This window comes from Pseudonocardia kunmingensis, assembly GCF_006716445.1.
Taxonomy (GTDB): Bacteria; Actinomycetota; Actinomycetes; order Mycobacteriales; family Pseudonocardiaceae; genus Pseudonocardia; species Pseudonocardia kunmingensis.
Genome location: NZ_VFPA01000002.1, coordinates 882,800 through 901,204, shown reverse-complemented (window position 1 = coordinate 901,204; position 18,405 = coordinate 882,800). Strand labels below are relative to the sequence as shown.

General features: G+C 71.9%; 18 protein-coding genes. 10 read left to right on the top strand and 8 right to left on the bottom strand.

Features of this window, described 5'->3' with window-relative positions:
- Positions 1 to 13: 13 nt before the first annotated feature.
- Genes FB558_RS20090 through FB558_RS20075 form a run of 4 tightly spaced genes read right to left on the bottom strand, consistent with a single transcriptional unit; the run spans position 14 to position 3,787 of the window.
- On the bottom strand, positions 14 to 1,012 hold the full coding sequence (locus FB558_RS20090) for an ABC transporter permease (RefSeq protein WP_142055692.1): 999 nt from the start codon (positions 1,010 to 1,012) through the stop codon (positions 14 to 16).
- On the bottom strand, positions 1,009 to 2,040 hold the full coding sequence (locus FB558_RS20085; RefSeq protein WP_246106625.1) for an ABC transporter permease: 1,032 nt from the start codon (positions 2,038 to 2,040) through the stop codon (positions 1,009 to 1,011). The genes FB558_RS20090 and FB558_RS20085 overlap by 4 nt, the downstream gene beginning before the upstream one ends.
- The gene (locus FB558_RS20080; RefSeq protein ID WP_142055690.1) at positions 2,037 to 3,581 is read right to left on the bottom strand and encodes a sugar ABC transporter ATP-binding protein; all 1,545 of its coding nucleotides are present in this window, start codon (positions 3,579 to 3,581) and stop codon (positions 2,037 to 2,039) included. Before FB558_RS20080 ends, FB558_RS20085 begins: the two co-directional genes overlap by 4 nt.
- Positions 3,578 to 3,787: a hypothetical protein gene (locus FB558_RS20075; protein ID WP_142055688.1), complete on the bottom strand. Its 210-nt coding sequence runs from the start codon at positions 3,785 to 3,787 to the stop codon at positions 3,578 to 3,580. The genes FB558_RS20080 and FB558_RS20075 overlap by 4 nt, the downstream gene beginning before the upstream one ends.
- 44 nt (positions 3,788 to 3,831) lie before the next feature.
- Here FB558_RS20075 and FB558_RS20070 point away from each other — a divergent pair, with 44 nt between their 5' ends.
- A complete protein-coding gene (locus FB558_RS20070) occupies positions 3,832 to 5,094 on the top strand; it encodes an ROK family transcriptional regulator (RefSeq protein WP_211366697.1) in 1,263 nt (420 codons plus the stop codon).
- A 101-nt stretch (positions 5,095 to 5,195) separates the two neighbouring features.
- On the opposite strand, the gene FB558_RS20065 is transcribed toward FB558_RS20070, so the two are convergent.
- Complete coding sequence (locus FB558_RS20065; protein WP_142055687.1) at positions 5,196 to 5,984, bottom strand: IclR family transcriptional regulator; 789 nt, start codon at positions 5,982 to 5,984, stop codon at positions 5,196 to 5,198.
- A gap of 163 nt (positions 5,985 to 6,147) precedes the next feature.
- Between FB558_RS20065 and kduI the strand changes: the two genes are divergently transcribed.
- Genes kduI through FB558_RS20025 form a run of 8 tightly spaced genes read left to right on the top strand, consistent with a single transcriptional unit; the run spans position 6,148 to position 13,974 of the window.
- Complete coding sequence (gene kduI / locus FB558_RS20060; RefSeq protein ID WP_142055685.1) at positions 6,148 to 6,966, top strand: 5-dehydro-4-deoxy-D-glucuronate isomerase; 819 nt, start codon at positions 6,148 to 6,150, stop codon at positions 6,964 to 6,966.
- Positions 6,967 to 7,013: 47 nt separating this feature from the next.
- Complete coding sequence (locus tag FB558_RS20055; protein WP_281288651.1) at positions 7,014 to 7,496, top strand: SDR family oxidoreductase; 483 nt, start codon at positions 7,014 to 7,016, stop codon at positions 7,494 to 7,496.
- Positions 7,497 to 7,554: 58 nt separating this feature from the next.
- On the top strand, positions 7,555 to 8,646 hold the full coding sequence (locus FB558_RS20050; protein ID WP_142055681.1) for a sugar ABC transporter substrate-binding protein: 1,092 nt from the start codon (positions 7,555 to 7,557) through the stop codon (positions 8,644 to 8,646).
- A gap of 53 nt (positions 8,647 to 8,699) precedes the next feature.
- Positions 8,700 to 9,647 (top strand): ABC transporter permease, encoded by a 948-nt coding sequence (locus tag FB558_RS20045; RefSeq protein WP_142055679.1) that lies wholly within the window; start codon positions 8,700 to 8,702, stop codon positions 9,645 to 9,647.
- Positions 9,644 to 11,176 (top strand): sugar ABC transporter ATP-binding protein, encoded by a 1,533-nt coding sequence (locus FB558_RS20040; RefSeq protein ID WP_142055677.1) that lies wholly within the window; start codon positions 9,644 to 9,646, stop codon positions 11,174 to 11,176. The genes FB558_RS20045 and FB558_RS20040 overlap by 4 nt, the downstream gene beginning before the upstream one ends.
- A complete protein-coding gene (locus FB558_RS20035) occupies positions 11,173 to 12,168 on the top strand; it encodes an ABC transporter permease (protein WP_142055674.1) in 996 nt (331 codons plus the stop codon). Before FB558_RS20040 ends, FB558_RS20035 begins: the two co-directional genes overlap by 4 nt.
- Before the next feature lie 24 nt (positions 12,169 to 12,192).
- Positions 12,193 to 13,698 (top strand): aldehyde dehydrogenase family protein, encoded by a 1,506-nt coding sequence (locus tag FB558_RS20030; RefSeq protein WP_142055672.1) that lies wholly within the window; start codon positions 12,193 to 12,195, stop codon positions 13,696 to 13,698.
- 48 nt (positions 13,699 to 13,746) lie between these two features.
- The gene (locus FB558_RS20025) at positions 13,747 to 13,974 is read left to right on the top strand and encodes a tautomerase family protein (RefSeq protein WP_142055670.1); all 228 of its coding nucleotides are present in this window, start codon (positions 13,747 to 13,749) and stop codon (positions 13,972 to 13,974) included.
- Between the two features lie 94 nt (positions 13,975 to 14,068).
- Here the strand turns inward: FB558_RS20025 and mftD are convergent, their stop codons facing one another.
- Positions 14,069 to 15,319: a pre-mycofactocin synthase MftD gene (gene mftD, locus FB558_RS20020; protein WP_246106624.1), complete on the bottom strand. Its 1,251-nt coding sequence runs from the start codon at positions 15,317 to 15,319 to the stop codon at positions 14,069 to 14,071.
- 193 nt (positions 15,320 to 15,512) lie between these two features.
- Here mftD and mftR point away from each other — a divergent pair, with 193 nt between their 5' ends.
- Positions 15,513 to 16,115 (top strand): mycofactocin system transcriptional regulator, encoded by a 603-nt coding sequence (gene mftR / locus FB558_RS20015; RefSeq protein WP_142055668.1) that lies wholly within the window; start codon positions 15,513 to 15,515, stop codon positions 16,113 to 16,115.
- A 142-nt stretch (positions 16,116 to 16,257) separates the two neighbouring features.
- Here the strand turns inward: mftR and FB558_RS20010 are convergent, their stop codons facing one another.
- Positions 16,258 to 16,956 (bottom strand): hypothetical protein, encoded by a 699-nt coding sequence (locus FB558_RS20010; protein ID WP_211366696.1) that lies wholly within the window; start codon positions 16,954 to 16,956, stop codon positions 16,258 to 16,260.
- 221 nt (positions 16,957 to 17,177) lie between these two features.
- A complete protein-coding gene (locus FB558_RS20005; protein WP_142055666.1) occupies positions 17,178 to 18,383 on the bottom strand; it encodes an MBL fold metallo-hydrolase in 1,206 nt (401 codons plus the stop codon).
- Positions 18,384 to 18,405 lie beyond the last annotated feature (22 nt).

Genomic DNA, 18,405 nt, shown 5'->3' with positions numbered 1-18,405 from the left:
CCTCCGATGTGGGTCACGCGGGTTGTGGGCTGGGATCGGGAACTGACGGGGGACGGCGCGTGCGTCCCACCCGCCGCGCCGCGAACGCGACCGCGGCGATGATGATCACGCCCTGCACCGTGGATTCCAGCGCGCCCGCCACGCCGAGCAGGTTGAGCAGGGTGAACAGGGCCTCGAGCACGAGCGCACCGGCCAGCGCCGCGAGCACGGTGCCGCGGCCGCCGCCGAGCACGACCCCGCCGAGCACGACCGCCGTGATCGCCGAGAACTCCAGGCCCTCGCCGACCTGCGCGGACACCCCGGCGAAGCCGCCGAGCAGGATCGCCGCGACCGTCGCTGCAAGCGCGGACAGCACGAAGGCCACCGTGCGGACCTGTGCGACCGGGACGCCGGCGAGCGCGGCGGCGCGGTCGTTGTCCCCGGTGGCGACCAGTGTGTGGCCCCACGCGGAGCGCATGAGGTGGGCCGCGCCGGCGGCCACCGCGGCGAGGATCAGCACCGACCACGGCAGCTGGCCGAACCCGGGGATCTCGATGCCCTGCCGGCCGGCCTCGCGGAAGGCCTCCGACAGCGAGCCCCGCGGCGCGCCGCCCGTCCACAGGAACACGGCGCCGGAGAGCACCAGCAGCATGCCCAGCGTGGTGACGAACGACGGCACGTGCAGCCGGGTCGTGATCAGGCCGTTGACCAGACCGACGAGCAGCCCCAGCCCCAGCAGCAGCACGACGACGGGCAGCGTCGCGGCCTCGTCGCCGTCGATCAGCCGGGCGGCGACGACGACCTGCACGGTGACCAGCGACCCGACCGAGAGGTCGAACTCACCGGCGACGATCACGAAGTACTGCCCGACGGCGAGGATCGCCAGCGGGGCGGCCCGCTTGAGGAAGGCGAGGAACGACGCGGGCTCCAGGAAGTTCGGGTTGACGACCGCGATCGCGACGAGCAGCGCGAGGAGCACGGCGAACACCGGTGCCGCGCCGCCCATCCTGGCGAGCAGTGCCGGCGGCCTCATGCCGCACCTCCGGTCCCCAGGCGGCGCGCGGTCCCGGCGCGGTCCCGCAGCTGCCGTCGCGCGTACACCGCCACAGCCAGGATGATCACCGCTCCGCGGACCACGTCCTTGAAGAACGCATCCAGCACGAGCTGGTCGAACAGGTTGTCGAGTACCGCGAGCAGCAGGACCCCGGCGACGGTGCCGCCGACACCGCCGCGCCCGCCCGCCAGCACCGTGCCGCCGAGCACGACCGCGGCGATCGACTCCAGGTCGTAGCCGCCGTCGGTGCCGACGTAGGGGGCACCCGCCCCGAGCCTGCTCGCCAGGTAGAGCCCGGCCAGCCCGGCGCACAGCGAGCAGAGCACGTGGGCGACCACCGTGGTGCGCGTGGTCGACACCCCGGACAGCCGTGCGACGTCGACGCTCCCGCCCACCGCGTACACGTGGTGACCGGTGCGCGTGCGGTGCAGGATCAGCGCCATGGCCACCGCGATGCCGAGCATGAGCAGCACGGAGATCGGGATCGGCCCGATGCGGTCGTAACCGAGCCGCTGGAACAGCACGGGCACCGCGCCCGCCGGGCCCTCGTACCGGCTCTCGATGATCCCCTTGAGCACGAGTCCGACGCCGAGCGTGGCGATGAAGGCGTTGACGTGCAGCCGGGTGATCACGAGCCCGTTCACGAGCCCGACGAGTGCCGACACGGCGAGCACGGCGAGCACAGCGGGAACGATCATGGCCGGGTCCCCGCCCATCACCTCGGCCGCGATCAGTGAGGTCAGCCCGATCAGGTAGGCCACCGACAGGTCCAGCGACCCGGCGAGGATCGCGACGGTCTGCCCGATCGCGACGATGCCCAGCGCGCTGGTGCGCGAGAGCATGTTCAGCATGTTGGCCTGGGTGAAGTAGTCACCGCCGCGCGCGGTCACGACGACGGCGGCCAGCAGCACGACCAGGACGAGGGCGACCCAGGTACCGGTGGCCGGGCCGGTGGGCACCCGGAGCACCCGCCGGGACCGCGGCGTCGCCTCCATGACCGCGCTCACCGCGGCACCTCCGTCCGATCTTCCGGCGCCCGATCACCCGGCGCCCGGTCGTCGCCCTGCGGGGCGCGGTGTCCGCCGGTGGCCAGTGCCATCACGTCCTCCTCCGCGGCCCCTGCCGGGAGCTCCCCGGCGACCTCGCCCTCGTGCAGCACCACGATCCGGTCGCTCATCCCGATCAACTCCGGCAGCTCCGAGCACACGAGCAGCACCGCCATCCCGGCGGCGGCCTGCGCACGCACGAGCTCGTGCACCGCGGCCTTCGCGCCCACGTCGATGCCGCGGGTCGGCTCGTCGAGCAGCAGCACGCGCGGGTCGGCGGCGAGCCACTTCGCCAGCACGACCTTCTGCTGGTTGCCCCCGGACAGGAACCGCACCTCCTGGTCCTCGCCGGCCGAACGCAGCCCGACGCTCGCCAGGAGGTCACGCGTGCGCACCTCACCGGCGCGGGCGCGCCGCCGGAACACCGCCCGCAGCACGAGCAACGCGTTCTCCCGGACCGACCGCGACAGCGCCAGCCCCTCGGCCTTGCGGTCCTCGGTGACGAACGCGACGCCGGCCGCGATCGCGCGCCGCGGCGAGCCCAGGCGCACCGGCACACCGTCGAGGCGCACCTCGCCGGAGGTCAACGGATCGGCACCGAAGATCGCGCGCAGCAGCTCGGTGCGACCCGCCCCTTGCAACCCGGCGAGACCGACCACCTCGCCCGCGCGCACCTCCAGGTCGACGCCCCGGATCGCCGGCGCCGTGCCCCCGCGCACCTCGAGCCGGACCTCGCCCACCTCGGTCGCCCGGGGCGGGTAGTAGGCGTCGAGCGGCCGGCCGACCATCAGCCGCACCAGCGCGGACGGGTCGAGCTCGGCGACCGGCCGGGTCGTGACGCGAGCGCCGTCCTTGAGCACGGTGATGCGATCGGCGAGCGCGAAGATCTCGGGCAGCCGGTGAGACACGTAGAGAACGGCGATCCCGCGGCGGGTGAGCCTGCGGATCAGGTCGGTGAGCAACGCGACCTCGTGGTCGGCGAGCGCGGCCGTCGGCTCGTCCATCGCGACGATCCGGGCGTCGACGGCCAGCGCCTTGACGATCTCGACGACCTGCTGCTGGGCGACCGACAGCCTGCGGACCACCTCCGTGGGCCCGAACCCGGTCTCGCCGATCTCGGCGAGCAGCGCCGCGGTGTCGCGCTCCATGGCGGAGGTGTCGACGAGGCCGCGGCGCACCGGTTCCCGCCCGAGGAAGACGTTCTGCGCCACCGTGCGTTCCGGGAGCAGGGCGAACTCCTGGTGGATGATGGCGACCCCGGCGTCCTGGGCCTGGCGCGGGTTGGCGAAGACGCGCGGCTCACCGTCGATCGCCACGGTGCCTGCGTCCGGTGGGTGCACGCCGGACAGCACCTTCAGCAGGGTCGACTTGCCCGCGCCGTTCTCACCGACCAGCGCGTGCACCTCGCCGGCACGCACGTCGAGATCGACCCCGTGCAGCACGGGGACGCCGAGGAACGACTTCGTGATTCCCGCCATCTGCAGCGCCATCTTCGGCGTCATGCCGGCTCCTGCTGCCCGCTGTCGGACGCGGCCGACGCGAGCACCGCCTCGCAGGTCCGCACCGCGCGCGGCCCGTCGGCGAACAGCGGTATGCCGCCGGGGGCCGGGCCGTCGAGCGTGCCCCGCGTGTGCAGGTGGTCGGGGGTGCCCACGTGGACCACGTCCGGCATCGCATCGAGCAGGACGGCGGCAGTGGCGTAGCTCACGCGGCGGAAGCTAGTGCAGACTTCTGTCAGCACACAAGCAAAAGTTGTCGGTTCGTTGTCGTACTTGTCTCTCGATCGAGGTGGAAGGCGTGTGCTTCACTGACGAGGTGGTTGAGGCGAGCGGAGTAGTCACTCCGGCGCCCACCGGCACGACAACCGGTGCGGGCGAGCTCTTCCAGCTGCTGCGCGACGGGCGCGCCCGCACCCGGGCCGAGCTGGCCGCGAGCACCGGGCTCGCTCGCTCGACCGTGACCGCCAGGGTCGATGCCCTGCTGGCCAGCGGGCTCGTCGGAAACGCAGGGGAGGCCACGTCCACCGGCGGCAGGCCACCCACCCGCTTCCGGTTCGATTCCGCAGCGCGGGTGGTGCTCGGCGCCGACCTCGGTGCAACGCACGCCCGCCTCGCCGTCACCGATCTCGCCGGGGCCGTGCTCGCCGAGGCGAGCGAGGACCTCGACATCGGCCTCGGCCCGGAGCCGGTGCTCGACCGGGTCGTCACGCTCGCCCGCGAACTGCTCACGCCATGGAGGTCCAGGCTGCTCGCCGGCATCGGCGTCGGGCTGCCCGGCCCGGTGGAGCACTCGAGCGGCCGCCCGATCAATCCGCCGATCATGCCCGGCTGGGACGGCTTCGACGTCGCCGGAGCGCTCAGCCGCGAGTTCGGAACACCGACACTGGTCGACAACGACGTCAACGTGATGGCACTCGGCGAGCATTTCTCGCACTGGCGCGACACCGAGCACCTCATGCTGGTGAAGGTCGCCACCGGGATCGGGAGCGGGATCATCAGCGACGGCGCGATCCGCCGGGGCGCCCAGGGCGCTGCCGGCGACCTCGGTCACGTCGCCGTGCCGGGCGGGGGCGACGTGCCGTGCCGATGCGGGAACACCGGCTGCCTGGAGGCGATCGCCTCCGGTGCGGCGCTCGCGGCGGCCCTTCGCTCCCGCGGGTACGACTGCGTCTCGAGCCGCGATGTCGTCGCACTCGCCCGAGGCGGATCCGTGGAGGCCGTGCAGTTGCTCCGCGGAGCGGGCCGCGACATCGGCGAGGTGCTTTCCACGGCGGTCAGCCTGCTCAACCCGTCGGTGATAGTGATCGGCGGCGCGCTCGCCGCCGCGGGGGAGCACTTGCTGGCCGGGGTGCGCGAGGTGGTCTACCGACGGTCACTGCCGCTGGCGACCCAGCACCTGCGGATCGTGCCGAGCCGCTCCGGCGAGCGGGCAGGCGTGATCGGAGCCGCGGTGATGGTGGTGGAACGGGTGCTCTCCCCGGCGGAGGTGGACGCGCTCGTGGCCGCTGCACGCTGACCCTGCTGCGCAACGAGTTCCACAGGGCATCGCCGCTGCTGGAGGTCGGCCGTGAGGCCGTCCGAGCGCCGCCGGGGACGGCGGCCCGGGCGGCGGCCGTCTCAGCGGACGATGCGGTTGTCGTGCTCGAGGGACAGCCGGGCCTTCACGCTCAGCAGGATTTCGATGATGAACTCCTCGCGGCCACCGTCGAGGCGGCTCTTGGGCACCGTGACGCTCAGCCCGTCGATCGCGGGGCGGGCGAAGGGCAGCGCCACGCCGATGCAGCGGACCCCCACGCAGGACTCGTCGTTCTCCGCCGCGTAGCCGAGCCGGGCCGCGTCGTCGATGATCGCCAGCACCGCGTCCCGGTCGGTCACCGTGTAGGTGGTGATCGGCTCGATGGTGTCGGGGACGAAGGCCGCGCGGACGGCCTCCGGTTGCTCGGCCAGGATCGCGCGACCGAGCGCGGTCGTGTGCGCCGGCAGCTGCCGGCCGACCGGGGAGTGCATGCGCAGGGGCTGCACGGATTCGCGCTTCGCCGTGTAGATGACGTGAGCCCCGTTGAGCCGGCCCAGGTTCACGGTCTCCCCCGTGGCGGCGGCGATCTCGTCCATCACCGCGGCGGCGCGGGGCAGGAAGGGATCCCCGGTCAGGTACGCCGAGCTGGCCACCAGCGAACGGATCCCCACCTGGTAGACGGTGCCGGTCGGGTCGGTCTGCAGCCATCCGCGGTCGGTCATCGTCCGCAGGAGGGCGTGGAGGCTGCTCTTGGGGATGTTCAGCCGGGTCGACAGCTGCAGCTGGGTTCCCGGACCGTTCGCCGCGATCTCGTCGAGCAGGTCCAGGGCGCGGGCGGCCGACTTGACCGACCCCGCAGAGGTGCCGTTCGTCGTCACCGGCAGCTGCATCGCAGACACCTCCTGTCATGCATGCGCCGTGTACGCACGGGGCGACCTTAACCCAACGTGGTTCACGTACATGGATCGAGTTCGAGTGCTTGACCACAGGTGTGACCGCCAATACAGTCCCGAGTTCACATAGGCGATCGCAGTTCACACATGAGGAGCCCGCGTGATCCAGGTCCGATACTCGGCATCACCGGCGGGCGTGGAGACGGCACGCACCGCGGAGCTCCGCGAGAACTTCCTCGTCGAGAACCTGTTCCACGCCGGTGCGGTGCACGGGGTCTACACGCACGACGACCGGATGGTCGTCGGCGGCGCGGTCCCGGGGACCGAGCAACTCCCCCTGCCGGCCTGGACCGAGGTCCTGGGCGGGACCTCGCACCTGGAGCGTCGTGAGCTCGGCGTCATCAACGTCGGGGAGCCCGGGCACGTCCTGGTCGACGGCGAGAAGTTCGAGCTCGGGCACCTCGACGGGCTGTACGTCGGCCGTGGCCGCGAGGTCGCCTTCGCCGGTTCCGGCGCCGCCTTCTACTTCGTCTCCGCCGCCGCCGGCGCCACCCACCCCACGATCAAGCTGGACCACGGCGAGGTCGACCCGGTGCCGGTGGGTTCCGCGCGGGGCGCCAGCGCGCGGCACTTGTTCCGTTACGCCTGGGGCTCGGACCTGCAGACGTCGGTGCTCCAGTTCGGCGTCACCGTCGTGGCCGACGGCTCGGTGTGGAACACCATGCCGCCGCACCTGCACGACCGGCGCACCGAGGTGTACCTGTACGTCGACCTGGCCGCCGACGACCGCGTCTTCCACGTCCTCGGTCGCCCCGGCGCCACCCGGCACCTGGTCGTGGCGGACCGGCAGGCGGTCATCTCACCGCCGTGGTCGGTCCACTCCGGTGCCGGCACGGGCTCGTACGCGTTCGTGTGGGCGATGGCCGGTGAGAACAACGACTACACCGACCTCTTCCCGGTCACGCTGGAAGACCTGTGAACAGCGAGCGGCGCTCGCCGTTCGACCTGCACGGCAGGTGCGCCCTCGTGACCGGGGCCGGTCGCGGTCTCGGCCGGGCCGTGGCGTTCGGGCTGGCGCGGGCGGGCGCCGACCTCGTGCTGGCAGGCCGGCCGGGCAGCCAGACCTCCACCGAGAAGGAGATCCGCGATCTCGGGCGCGACGTCGAGGTGATCGACCTCGACGTCGCCGACCTCCAGGGCGGGCTGCGGGTGGCGGCCTACGCCGCGAGCAAGCACGGCGTCGCCGGCATCACGAAGGCGCTGGCCAACGAGTGGGGCCCGCACGGCGTGCAGGTCAACGCCATCGCACCCGGCTACATGGCCACCGACAACACCGCGCCACTGCGCGCGGACCCCGACCGCTCGCGCGCCATCCTCGAACGCATCCCCGCCGGTCGCTGGGGCACCGCCGACGACATCGCCGGCGCGGCCGTGTTCCTCGGCTCGCCCGCCGCCGACTACGTCAACGGCCACGTCCTCGTCGTGGACGGAGGGTGGATGGCTCGTTGACCGCCCGTCCGGATCCAACCTGACTGAACGCCCGGCGCCCAGAGATCGAGGATCGACGATGACCTTCACCTTCCGCCCCGCCGCCACCCTGATCAGCCTCTGCCTGGCCGCTCTGACGGTCACCGCCTGCGGCAGCGGATCCGACCCCGGCGCCGCCGCCTCCGGCGACACCGGCGCCTGCGACCCGGCCGAGGTCAAGCTGGTCGGTCAGGTCCGCAACGAGTCCAACCCCTACGAGGCGTCGTGGCTGGACGGCGGGGACGCCTTCGCGGCCTCGGTCGGCCTGGAACAGCAGCGGCTGACCTACGACGGGGAGTCCACCAAGCAGCAGGAGCAGATCCGCCAGCTCCTGGCGAGCGGCGACACGCAGTGCATGGTCCTCAACGTCCTGCCCAACGGCGACTCCGACACCACGCCGATCGTCCGGGCCGCGGACGCGGCGGGCGCCTACCTGGTGACCCAGTGGAACAAGCCGGCCGCGCTGCAGCCGACCGACTACGACCGCTGGATCAGCCACATCACCTACAACGGTGTCGAGTCCGGGCGGCAGATCGCCGAGTCGCTGTTCGGGGCCATGGGCGGGTCGGGCGGCATCATCGCCCTCCAGGGCGTCCTGGACACCGCGGCCGCGAAGGACCGCTTCGCCGGGCTGGAGGAGGCGCTCGCCGCCGCACCGGGGGTCACGCTGCTCGACCAGCAGTCCGCCAACTTCTCCCGCGCGGAGGCGCTCACCGTCACCGAGACCCTGCTCACCAAGCACGGGGACGCGATCACGGGCATCTGGGCGGCCAACGACGACATGGCGCTCGGCGCGCTGCAGGCACTGGAGCAGGCGGGCCGCGCCGGCCAGGTCGCCGTGGTCGGCATCGACGCCGTCCCGGACGCCCTCACCGCCATCGGCGAGTCGACGATGACCGCGACGGTCTCGAGCGACGGCCCCTGGCAGGGCGGCATCGGGCTGGCCATCGGCTACTGCGTCGCCACCGGCGAGCTCGCCATGGCCGACATCTCCCCCGAGCAGCGCGCGTTCTACGCCGAGCAGTTCCTCATCACCTCCGACAACGTCGCGGACTTCCAGAACCCGCAGACCGACCCCGCGGACTTCGAGTGCGGGAACGTCTTCAACCGCATGGCGGGGCCGCTGACGTGACCCTTGCGCCTCCCGTCGACCCCCGACCGGCACGCACACGGCGACGCCGTGGCGTGTCGGTCGGGGCCGCAGGCCCACTGATCGCCCTGGTCGTCATCGTCGTGGTCTTCGCCGCGCTGAACCCGCAGTTCCGCACCCTGGGCAACGTCCAGAACATCCTCGACGCCGCGGCCGTGCTGGCCGTCGTCACCTGCGGGACCACGTTCGTGCTGCTGCTCGGCTCGATCGACCTGTCCGCGGCCGGCGTGATGGCCGCGTCGTCGCTCACCGTCGCGCTCCTGGTCGAGAACACCCGCAACGCCGCGGACTACGGCGTCATCGGGGTCCTCGTCGCCGTGCTCCTGGGTGCGGCGCTGGGCGGCCTGAGCGGGCTGCTGCTGGTCACCTTGAAGGTGCCGTCGTTCATGACCACGCTCGGGGTCTCGGCGGTCGGGCTCGGGATCGCGACGCTGCTGTTCGCGGGCGTCCAGCCCGGCGTGGTCGACGCCGGCCTTCGGAGCTGGGCGACGGGCCGCTTCCTCGGGTTCACCTACCTCACCTGGATCGCCGCGACCTGCGTCCTCCTCGGCTGGGTCGTGCAGCGCTACACCCGGCTGGGGCGCTACGCCATGGCGATCGGCGGCGCCGAGGAGGTGCTGGCGCTGTCCGGTGTCCGGGTGGCGCCGTACAAGGTCGCGGTGTTCACCATGGCCGGCGCGTTCTACGGGCTGGGCGCGGTGATGGTGACCAGCCAGCTCGGGTCGGGCGTCGTGCAGGCCGGCGCCGACTACAGCTTCTCCGCCATCACCGCCGCCGTGGTCGGCGGCACCCTGCTGGTCGGCGGACGGGGCGGGGTCCTGCACTCCACCGTCGGGGTCCTCCTCCTCACGGTCCTGACCAACGGGCTGGTGCTGGTCGGGGTCAGCCCCTACGTGCAGGGCGGGGTGCAGGGCCTCATCGTCGTCGTCGCCGTGGCGGTCGCAGCGGCGCCGCTGCGCCATCGGAACCAGGTGGTCAAATGAGTGTGAGCTCCCTTGTGCTGGAGGTCCGGGGGCTGGTCAAGACCTACCCCGGCGTCACGGCACTGGACGGGGTGAGCCTGGAGGTCCGCCAGGGCGAGGTGCTCGGTCTGGCCGGGGAGAACGGCGCGGGTAAGTCGACGCTGCTCAAGGCGCTCGTCGGCCTGGTCCGCCCGGATGCCGGGGAGATCTCCGTGCGCGGGGAGCGCGTCCGGCTGCGCAGCGTCGAGGACGCGGCGAACCACGGCATCGGGATGGTGTTCCAGGAGCAGTCGCTCGTGCCCAACCTCACCGCCGCGGAGAACATCGTCCTCGGCAGCGAGGGCCCCGGGGTGCGTCGCGGGTTCTACCGCTGGAACACCATGCGCCGGCTGGCCCAGGAGCAGCTCGACAAGATCGGGTCCACCATCGACCCGCTGGCCCGCACCGACTCGCTCACCTTCGCCGAGCGGCAGATGGTCGAGATCGCCAAGGTGCTGCGCATCGAGCAGCGCACCCACAACTCCCCCGTCATCATCCTCGACGAGCCCACGTCCGTGCTCGAGTCCAGCGAGATCGAGACCCTGTTCGAGCAGGTGCGCAGGCTGCGGGAGTTCGCCTCCGTCATCTTCGTCTCCCACCGCCTCGACGAGGTGCTCGACGTCTGCGACCGCGTCTACGTGCTGCGCGGCGGGCGAGCGGTCGGCGAGATCCGCCCGGCCGACGCCGCCCCGGGACAGCTGCACCAGATGATGATCGGGTCGGCGGCGTCCGAGGACCACTACCACGGCGGCGCCGCGACTCCCGCCGTCACCGGCACGGAGGAGGAACCGCTGCTGAGCGTCCGCGGCCTGACGGGCACGACGTTCCGCGACGTGGACCTCGATGTCCGCGCCGGGGAGATCGTGGCCGTGGTCGGCGTCCACGGCTCGGGCCGTGAGGAGCTCTGCAAGGCACTCTTCGGCGCGGTGGCGACCGCCGCCGGAGAAGTGCGGCTCGACGGCGAGGAACTGGCCCTCACCAGCCCGCGTGCGGCGTGCGCCGCCGGCGTGGGATACGTGCCGGCCGAGCGGAAGACCGAGGGCATGGTCGGGCCGATGTCCGTGGCCGACAACATGACCCTGGCCAAGCAGCAGGTGCGCTGCGCCGGGCCCGTGGTCGTGCCGCAGAAGCAGGCCGACCTCGTCGACAAGTGGATCAACCGGCTCTCCATCCGCACGCCCGGTCGCCGGACCGCCATCCAGCGCCTGTCCGGCGGCAACCAGCAGAAGGTCGTCCTGGCCCGCTGGCTGGTGGGTGGCGACGTCCGCCTGCTCCTGCTGGACCACCCCACCCGTGGCCTCGATGTCGGGGCGCGCTCCGAGGTGTACCGGCTCATGCGCGAGCTGGCGGGCAGCGGGGTGGCCACGCTGCTGCTGGCCGACAGCCTCGAGGAGGCCATCGGCATGGCCGACCGGGTGGTCGTGATGAGCGACGGCCGGGTCGCGACCGAGGTTCCCTGCCCCGCGGACCGCAAACCGAGTCCCCTGGACCTGGTCAAGGAGATGGTATGAGTACCCCCGCCGACGTCGGGAAGCCTGCGGAGGCGGGCGTGGTCACCGCCGGTCCCACCACGTCCGAGCGGCTCACGTCCCTCATGCCCGTCCTTGCCCTGCTGGGCCTGGTCGTCGCCCTGTCCGTGGCCGATCCCGACTTCATGAGCCGGTCGAGCCTCACCGCGGTGGTCGACGCGGCCGCACCGCTGGCCGTCCTCGCCGCCGGCGCCACCCTCGTCGTCCTCTGCGGCGGCATCGACCTGTCGATCGCGGCGCTGGCGTCGCTGTCCTCGGTGCTGCTCGCGCTGTGGATGCCCGGCCTCGACGGGCTGGCCTGGCCCACCGTGGTCGCGGTGGCGGCGGCAGCGGGCGCGCTGCAGGGCGCCGCGCACGTGTTCCTCCGCATCCCGTCGTTCATCGTCACGCTGGGCGGATTGAGCATCTTCTCCTCGATCGCGCTGGTGGTCTCCGGCGCGGCGACGGTGCCCGTCGTCGACGACTCGTCGATCGTCTGGGGCTTCACCCGGATCTTCCGCCTGGTGCCCTCGGCCGCCCTCGTCGCCGTCGTGGTCGTGGCCGTGCTGGCACTGATCATCAAGTTCACGCCGCTGGACAGCGCGATCAGGGCCACCGGGTACTCCGAGGCGGCGGCGCGGCTGGCCGGCATCCCGGTCGACCTGGTCAAGATCGGCGCGTTCTGCGTGTCCGGTGCCTGCGCCGGGCTGGCGGCCGTGCTGCTGGTGGCGCGCACGTTCAGCGGGGGTCCCACGCTGGCCGACTCCCTGCTGCTGCCCGCCGTCGCGGCGATCGTCGTCGGCGGCACCGCGATCACCGGCGGTCACGGCAGCGTGTGGCGGACGCTGGTGGGAGCCCTCGTCGTCACGCTGCTGCGGGTGGGGCTGTCCCTCGTCGGCGTCTCCGCCGCGTACGAGTCGATCCTCTACGGCGCGATCATCGTCGTCGCGGTCGCGCTCACCCTCGACCGGTCGAAGGTCCTGGTCGTCAAATAACCCGCTCCCCCACGAAAGGCATCGATGACCACCACCGCCACCGGCCGCGCCACACTGCTGCCCTCGGTCCGCGCGTTCCTGTCCTCCCCCGAACGGCTGCTCATCGGCGCCGACCGGGTCGACGCGGCGGACGGCCGGACCTTCACCACCGTCGACCCGTCGACCGAGGAGGTGCTCGCCGAGGTCGCCCAGGCGTCCGCGGCGGACGTCGACCGCGCGGTCACGGCGGCGCGCACCGCGTACGAGGCGCCGTCGCCCTGGTCGCGGATGAGCCCGCGCGAGCGGTCCCACCTGCTGTGGCGCATCGGCGACCTGATCGAGGCCCACGCCGACGAGCTCGCCCAGCTCGAGGCCCTCGACAACGGCAAGCGGGTCGAGGCGGCCAAGACCGGCGACGTGGCCACGGCCGCCGAGCTGTTCCGCTACTTCGCCGGGTGGGCCACCAAGATCGAGGGCACGACGATCCCGATGTCGGTGCCCGGCCGGTCGTTCCACGCCTACACGCGCCGGGAGCCCATCGGTGTCGTCGCGGCCATCGTGCCGTGGAACTTCCCGCTGCTCATGGCCTGCTTCAAGATCGTCCCGGCGCTCACGGCGGGCAACACGGTGATCCTCAAGCCAGCCGAGCAGACCCCGCTGACCGCGCTTCGCCTGGGCGAGCTGCTGCTGGAGGCCGGGGTCCCCGCCGGGGTCGTGAACGTGCTGCCCGGCTACGGCGACACCGGCGCCGCGCTGGTCGAGCACCCCGGGGTCGACAAGGTCGCCTTCACCGGCAGCACCGAGGTCGGCAAGAAGATCGCCGCCGTGGCGTCGGGCAACCTCAAGAAGGTGTCGCTCGAGCTCGGCGGCAAGGCGCCCAACATCGTCTTCGCGGACGCCGACCTCGACGCCGCCGTGGCCGGAGCCGTCCTCGGCGGCTACTTCAACGAAGGGCAGTGCTGCGTCAACGGGTCACGGCTGTACGTGCAGCGAGCAGTGTTCGACGAGGTCGTGGAGGGCGTGGCCGCCGCCGCGGCGGCCATCAGGGTCGGCGACGGCTTCGACCCGAGCTCGGACATGGGGCCGCTCGTCTCGCCGGAGCAGCACCACAAAGTACTGTCCTACCTGCGCGGCGCGGTCGCGGAGGGCGCCGTCCTCTGCGCGGGCAGCGCGGAACCGGCCCGCGACCGCGGGTACTTCGTGACGCCGACCCTCCTCACGTCGGTGACCGAGCAGATGGCGGTGCAGACCGACGAGATCTTCGGGCCCGTGGTGACCGCGGTGGCGTTCGACACCGAGGACGAGGTCGTCACCGCCGCCAACAACACGGTCTACGGCCTGGCCGCGGGCGTCTGGTCGCGCGACATCGGCACGGCCCACCGGGTCGGCTCGCGGCTGCGGGCCGGCACGGTCTGGCTCAACACCTGGCATGCCGACGACGTCACGCTGCCCCGAGGAGGGTTCAAGCAGTCCGGGTGGGGTCGTGAGCTCGGGTCGTTCGGACTCGAGGACTACACCGAGCTCAAGACCGTCATCGCCGAGCTGCGCTGACGCCCGCCGACGTACCTTCCACGCTGACTGCCCCGAGAAGGAGACCCCATGCCCAACATCACCGTCGAACTGCTCCGCGGCCGGTCCGTGGACCAGCGCCGCGCCTTCGCGAAGGCCGTGGCCGACAGCGCCGTCGAGCTGCTCGGCGCACGGCGCGAGGACGTCCGCATGGTCTTCCACGAGATCACGCCCGACATCGTCGCCAACGGCGGCGTGCTCGCCAGCGAGGACGACAGCCGCTCCGGGGTGGTGTCGGCCTTCGCCGACGATGCCTGACCCCGGCGCCCTTCGGGCAGGCGGTACGCGGTCGCCGAACCGTGCGTCATCCGTTGGACGCCGTCAGGCCCGAGGGGCGGGCCCACGGGCCGTGTCATGCCGGCCCTGGCAGCTCGACCTTCTCCGTCATGAGCGGCGCCTGGACGCCCAGCACGCGGTGGAAACCGTCGGGGACGATGAGGTGGCCGGGGGCGAGCTCGCGGATGTCGGAGACCCCCAGGCCGAGCAGGGCGGAGTCGATGCCGCTACGCAGCACGTCAAGGACGTTCTCCACCCCGGCCTGCCCGTTCGCGGCGAGCCCCCACAGGTAAGCACGCCCGATGAGCACCGCCCTCGCTCCCAGCGCGAGCGCCTTGACCACGTCCGAGCCCCGCCGGATACCGCCGTCCATGACGACCTCGACCTGCCCACCCACTGCGTCGGCGATGGGCTTCACCATCCGGATCGCCGCAGGCGTGCCGTCGAGGTTGTTGCCGCCGTGGTTGGACACCGAGATCGCGGTGACGCCCGCATCGACCGCCCGCTTCGCGTCGTCGACCCGGCAGACGCCCTTCAGCATGAACGGGCCGCCCCACTGCCGGCGCATCCACTCCACGTCCTCCCAGCTGGGCGGCGGGGTGGTCATCCACTCGTAGTAGGCGCCGAAGAACGTCGGGGCCGGGCCGCCGGGTGGGGCGAGGTTCGGCGCGGTGAGGTCGGGGATGCCGCCGCTGCGCAGGAACGACGCGAGCCACATCGGCTTCCCGATGACCTGCGGGGCCATCCGCACCATCGTGGCGAGGTCGACCTTCTCGGGGATCTCCGGGCTGCCCCAGTCCCGCCCCATCGAGAACGACCAGTCCAGGGTGGCGATCAGGCCCTTCGCCCCCGCCGCGCGGGCCCGCTCCATGCGCTGGACCATGACGTCGCGGTCGCCGGTCCAGTACATCTGGAAGAACGTGCTCGGACAGGCCGCGACCACCTCCTCCACGGGCTTGCTCGCGAAGTTCGACAGGCCCATCACGGTGCCGCGGGCGGCTGCGGCGCGCGCCACCGCCACCTCGCCGTCGGGATGGACCGCCTGCACACCGGTCGGTGAGATGAGCACCGGGAGGGAGACCTCCTGCCCCATCACCGTCGTTGCCATGCAGCGCTGCGCCCGGTGGCCCGCCACGTGCGGGGCGAACCCGAGCTCGGCGAACGCCGCCTGGTTGTCGGCCACGGTCTGGCCGCGCTCGGAGCCGGCGACCAGCGCGCCGTACACGGGGGCCGGCAGCCGCTTGCGCGCACGGCGCTGCGCGACGGCGACGGACTCGAACCAGGGGTTCTGCTTCCAGGGGTTCTGCAGCCAGGCAGGAGTGGGCACGGGGACCTCGGATCGGAGAGGGAGCAGGCGGCCGTCGGGTAGATCAGGGTGTGCCGGCCGGCGGGCTCTCCGCGCAGGCCATGACCGCGGCGCCGCGGGGCGGCGGCCGATCTGCAGCATCACCGGCATTCACGGCAACTTATGGCACTCGTGGTCAAAAAGGCAACGTCTCTCCCTGTACTAGCGTTGCCCCATGCCGATCGGCGACCCCCCACGCACGCCCGTGAGGGGACGGCCGGTCGCAACGTCGCACGGCGAGATCGAGCAAGCGGCGTTCCGACTCTTCCAACAGCACGGGTTCGCCCGCACCACCCTCGACGACATCGCCCGCGAGGTGGGCGTCGGGCGGCGCACGCTGTTCCGCTACTACGCCTCCAAGAACGACATCCCCTGGGGCCGGTTCGACCGCACCCTCGACGGCTTCCGCACCATTCTCGACCGGATGTCCGACGACATCCCCGTGCACGAGGCCGTGCACCGCGGCGTGCTGCTGTTCAACGACTTCCCCGACGACGCGCGCCCGAGCCACCGGGAACGGATGCGCCTGATCCTCAGCACACCCGAACTGCAGGCCCACTCCGTGCTGCGGTACGCGGAGTGGCGCCATGTCATCGCCGCCTACGTCGCCCAGCGCACCGGCACCCACGCGGACGACCTGCTCCCCCGGACCGTCGGTCGGGTGTCACTCGCCATCGCGCTCGCCGCCTACGACGTGTGGCTCGACGACGAGTCCGCGGTGCTGTCCGACCTGCTCGACGGGAGCATGCGCGCACTGCGCCTCCACCTGGGGGTGTGAACTCGACCGCGCGGGCGTGCCGCCGATCAGGCTTCATGACCTACGCCACACCTGTGCGACCATGGCACTACGCGCGGGCGCCAACTCCTGCCGAGAGAATGCGCGCCCCAGCGCAGACCCGTGGGCGATTCTCGCGGTGTGGTCACGGGGTGGTGGGGGCTGGCTGCGGCTGGCGCTGGGCCGGGGAGAAGCGGTCGCCGCGGCGGATCAGGACGACGCCGTAGCCGGCGATCCAGACCACCCACAGCAGCCAGCCGGTCAGGCCGAGGAATCCGAGCGGGCCGGGGTCGTCGATGACGGGCGGCACCACGACGGCGCCGCCGAACTGCAGCGCGGCGGCCAGCAGCCCCAGCATGGCGTGCCAAGGGCGGATGAGGCGGGTGCGCAGGCCGGCGACCGACAGGCCGACCATGGCGGTGGCCAGGTAGGTGCCGTTGAGCGTGAGCAGCGCTTCCTGCAGTGCCCACAGCGTGGCGGCCGCCGTACCGTCCTGCGCGGTGGTGGTCAGCGCGAGCCGGGTGGCGATGAGCCCGGTGAAAGTGGCGTTTTGCAGCAGCAAACCGGCGAACCCCACGAGGGACCACGCCGCGCCCTGGGCGCGTTCGGCTGGCCACAGGACCCGGAGCGCAGCGGCGCCAAACAGGACGGCCGCGATCCAGACCAGGGGGGTCAGCGCGCTGGTGACGCCGACCAGGGTGGTGTTGGTGGTGAAGAAGTCACTGACTTCGCCGGTCTCGGCGCCGAAGGTCGGGAGGCCGGCGGGCACCAGGACCAGGTTGGTGCCAAGCAGCAGGACGGCAAAGCCTATGGCGGCCAGGCCGCCGAGGCGAGAGAATGCCATGCGAATTCCTTCCATGATAGCTTCACGACAATTATTCAATATAGATGACCGAAACCCAAGACTTGGAGAAACGGGGGATGAGTCAGGTTGCGTCCCGAGGTCGCCCCGGCGCCGTCGCGTACTCCCCGGGGGCCGCGCCAACCCATGGCGAACGACCTTGCGGGCACCCCCGCACCGACCTGCCTCTGTGAGGACGTGCGGAGGGATCGGGGTAGCCCGACCTACGAGTCCTGGCCTACGGGGAGTTGCATCAAGTCGGCGCCGACGATCAACCGGCCGGAAAAGCCCTTCTGGGCCTCCAGCCATCGCTCGGGCGGGTTGTGCGCGGGCGCCAGATGCGACAGTACGAGGGTTCCCACTCTCGCCGCCTCGGCGACGGGGCCGACCTGGTCGATGGTCGTGTGGGACTCGAGCAGGTGGGTGCGGAGGGGATCGGCCTGTTCCGCGGGAAGTTGTTTCACGAGTTCTTCGACGAACAGTGGATCGATCACTTCATGAACGAGGTAGTCCGCGCCTCGGGCAAGATCGATGAGATTCTCGCTCGGGCACGTGTCCCCGGATACCACGATCGAGCCGTCGGGCGTGTCGAAGCGAAATCCGAAGGCCGGTGCCGTCGGGTGATGATCGACGAGTGTTGCGGTGATGCGCACAGCTCCGTCGGTCCACACCGGTATCGGTTCGGTGAGCCGGGGTGGGATACCTTCCGGGTCGATGCCGGCCCAGACGGTCGAGACATCGATGTCGTGCACGGAGAACACCGCCGTGGGATCCCGGAAGGAAGAGTTTCGCAGCCGATCGTTGAAGTCGCCCGCCCACGCCCGCCGCAAGTACCCGGTCATGGCGACGATGCCGGGCGTGGGGTCCTCGGGATTGATGGGCTCGCCGACCGTGCGTCCCGCCGGGAACACCCGAGGCAGGGATCCGCGATCGCCGGGGCCGAACACCTCGATGGGTCTGTCATGGAGCCGGCCGGCGATGTTCGTGGACGCAACGGAGTAGATCGCGGGCCATTCCGTCACGTGGTCGGAGTGCATGTGGGTGAACAGGATCGATCTGAGGTTCCCGAACCCGTTCCCCCACCCGCCGCCCCCGAGTCCGGCTGCCACGAGTCGCTGGTGCGCCGAGAACCCGAGATCGACGAGGTGGACCCCGCCGTCATGGACGACCGCGGTCGACGTACCGGCCCGTGCCGGGTCGAGAATGGTCGGCCCACCGGTCGTCCCGAGCAGGACCAGGCGGGTGCGCGCCGCGGGAGCCGACGCCGTCGCCGTGGTGGACGCGGTGGAGGGCGTGGCGCTGCATGAGGCCACGGCGGTGCCGAGTGCGGAGGCTGCGACCGCGGTACCTGTGGCACGCAGAAGATCTCGTCGGGAGATGCCGGCGTCGCCGCTCATCGCACGCAGCGCCGATCCGATGAGGTCACACATGGCGCTTCATCACAGCGTCGTG

Bases quoted from the DNA above. Each gene is read 5' to 3' on its own strand.
- FB558_RS20090 (WP_142055692.1), bottom strand. From the start codon at position 1,012: ATGAGGCCGCCGGCACTGCTCGCCAGGATGGGCGGCGCGGCACCGGTG.
- FB558_RS20080 (WP_142055690.1), bottom strand. From the start codon at position 3,581: ATGACGCCGAAGATGGCGCTGCAGATGGCGGGAATCACGAAGTCGTTC.
- FB558_RS20065 (WP_142055687.1), bottom strand. From the start codon at position 5,984: ATGCAGCTGCCGGTGACGACGAACGGCACCTCTGCGGGGTCGGTCAAG.
- FB558_RS20050 (WP_142055681.1), top strand. From the start codon at position 7,555: ATGACCTTCACCTTCCGCCCCGCCGCCACCCTGATCAGCCTCTGCCTG.
- FB558_RS20040 (WP_142055677.1), top strand. From the start codon at position 9,644: ATGAGTGTGAGCTCCCTTGTGCTGGAGGTCCGGGGGCTGGTCAAGACC.
- FB558_RS20035 (WP_142055674.1), top strand. From the start codon at position 11,173: ATGAGTACCCCCGCCGACGTCGGGAAGCCTGCGGAGGCGGGCGTGGTC.
- FB558_RS20030 (WP_142055672.1), top strand. From the start codon at position 12,193: ATGACCACCACCGCCACCGGCCGCGCCACACTGCTGCCCTCGGTCCGC.
- FB558_RS20025 (WP_142055670.1), top strand. From the start codon at position 13,747: ATGCCCAACATCACCGTCGAACTGCTCCGCGGCCGGTCCGTGGACCAG.
- mftR (WP_142055668.1), top strand. From the start codon at position 15,513: ATGCCGATCGGCGACCCCCCACGCACGCCCGTGAGGGGACGGCCGGTC.
- FB558_RS20010 (WP_211366696.1), bottom strand. From the start codon at position 16,956: ATGGCATTCTCTCGCCTCGGCGGCCTGGCCGCCATAGGCTTTGCCGTC.
- FB558_RS20005 (WP_142055666.1), bottom strand. From the start codon at position 18,383: ATGTGTGACCTCATCGGATCGGCGCTGCGTGCGATGAGCGGCGACGCC.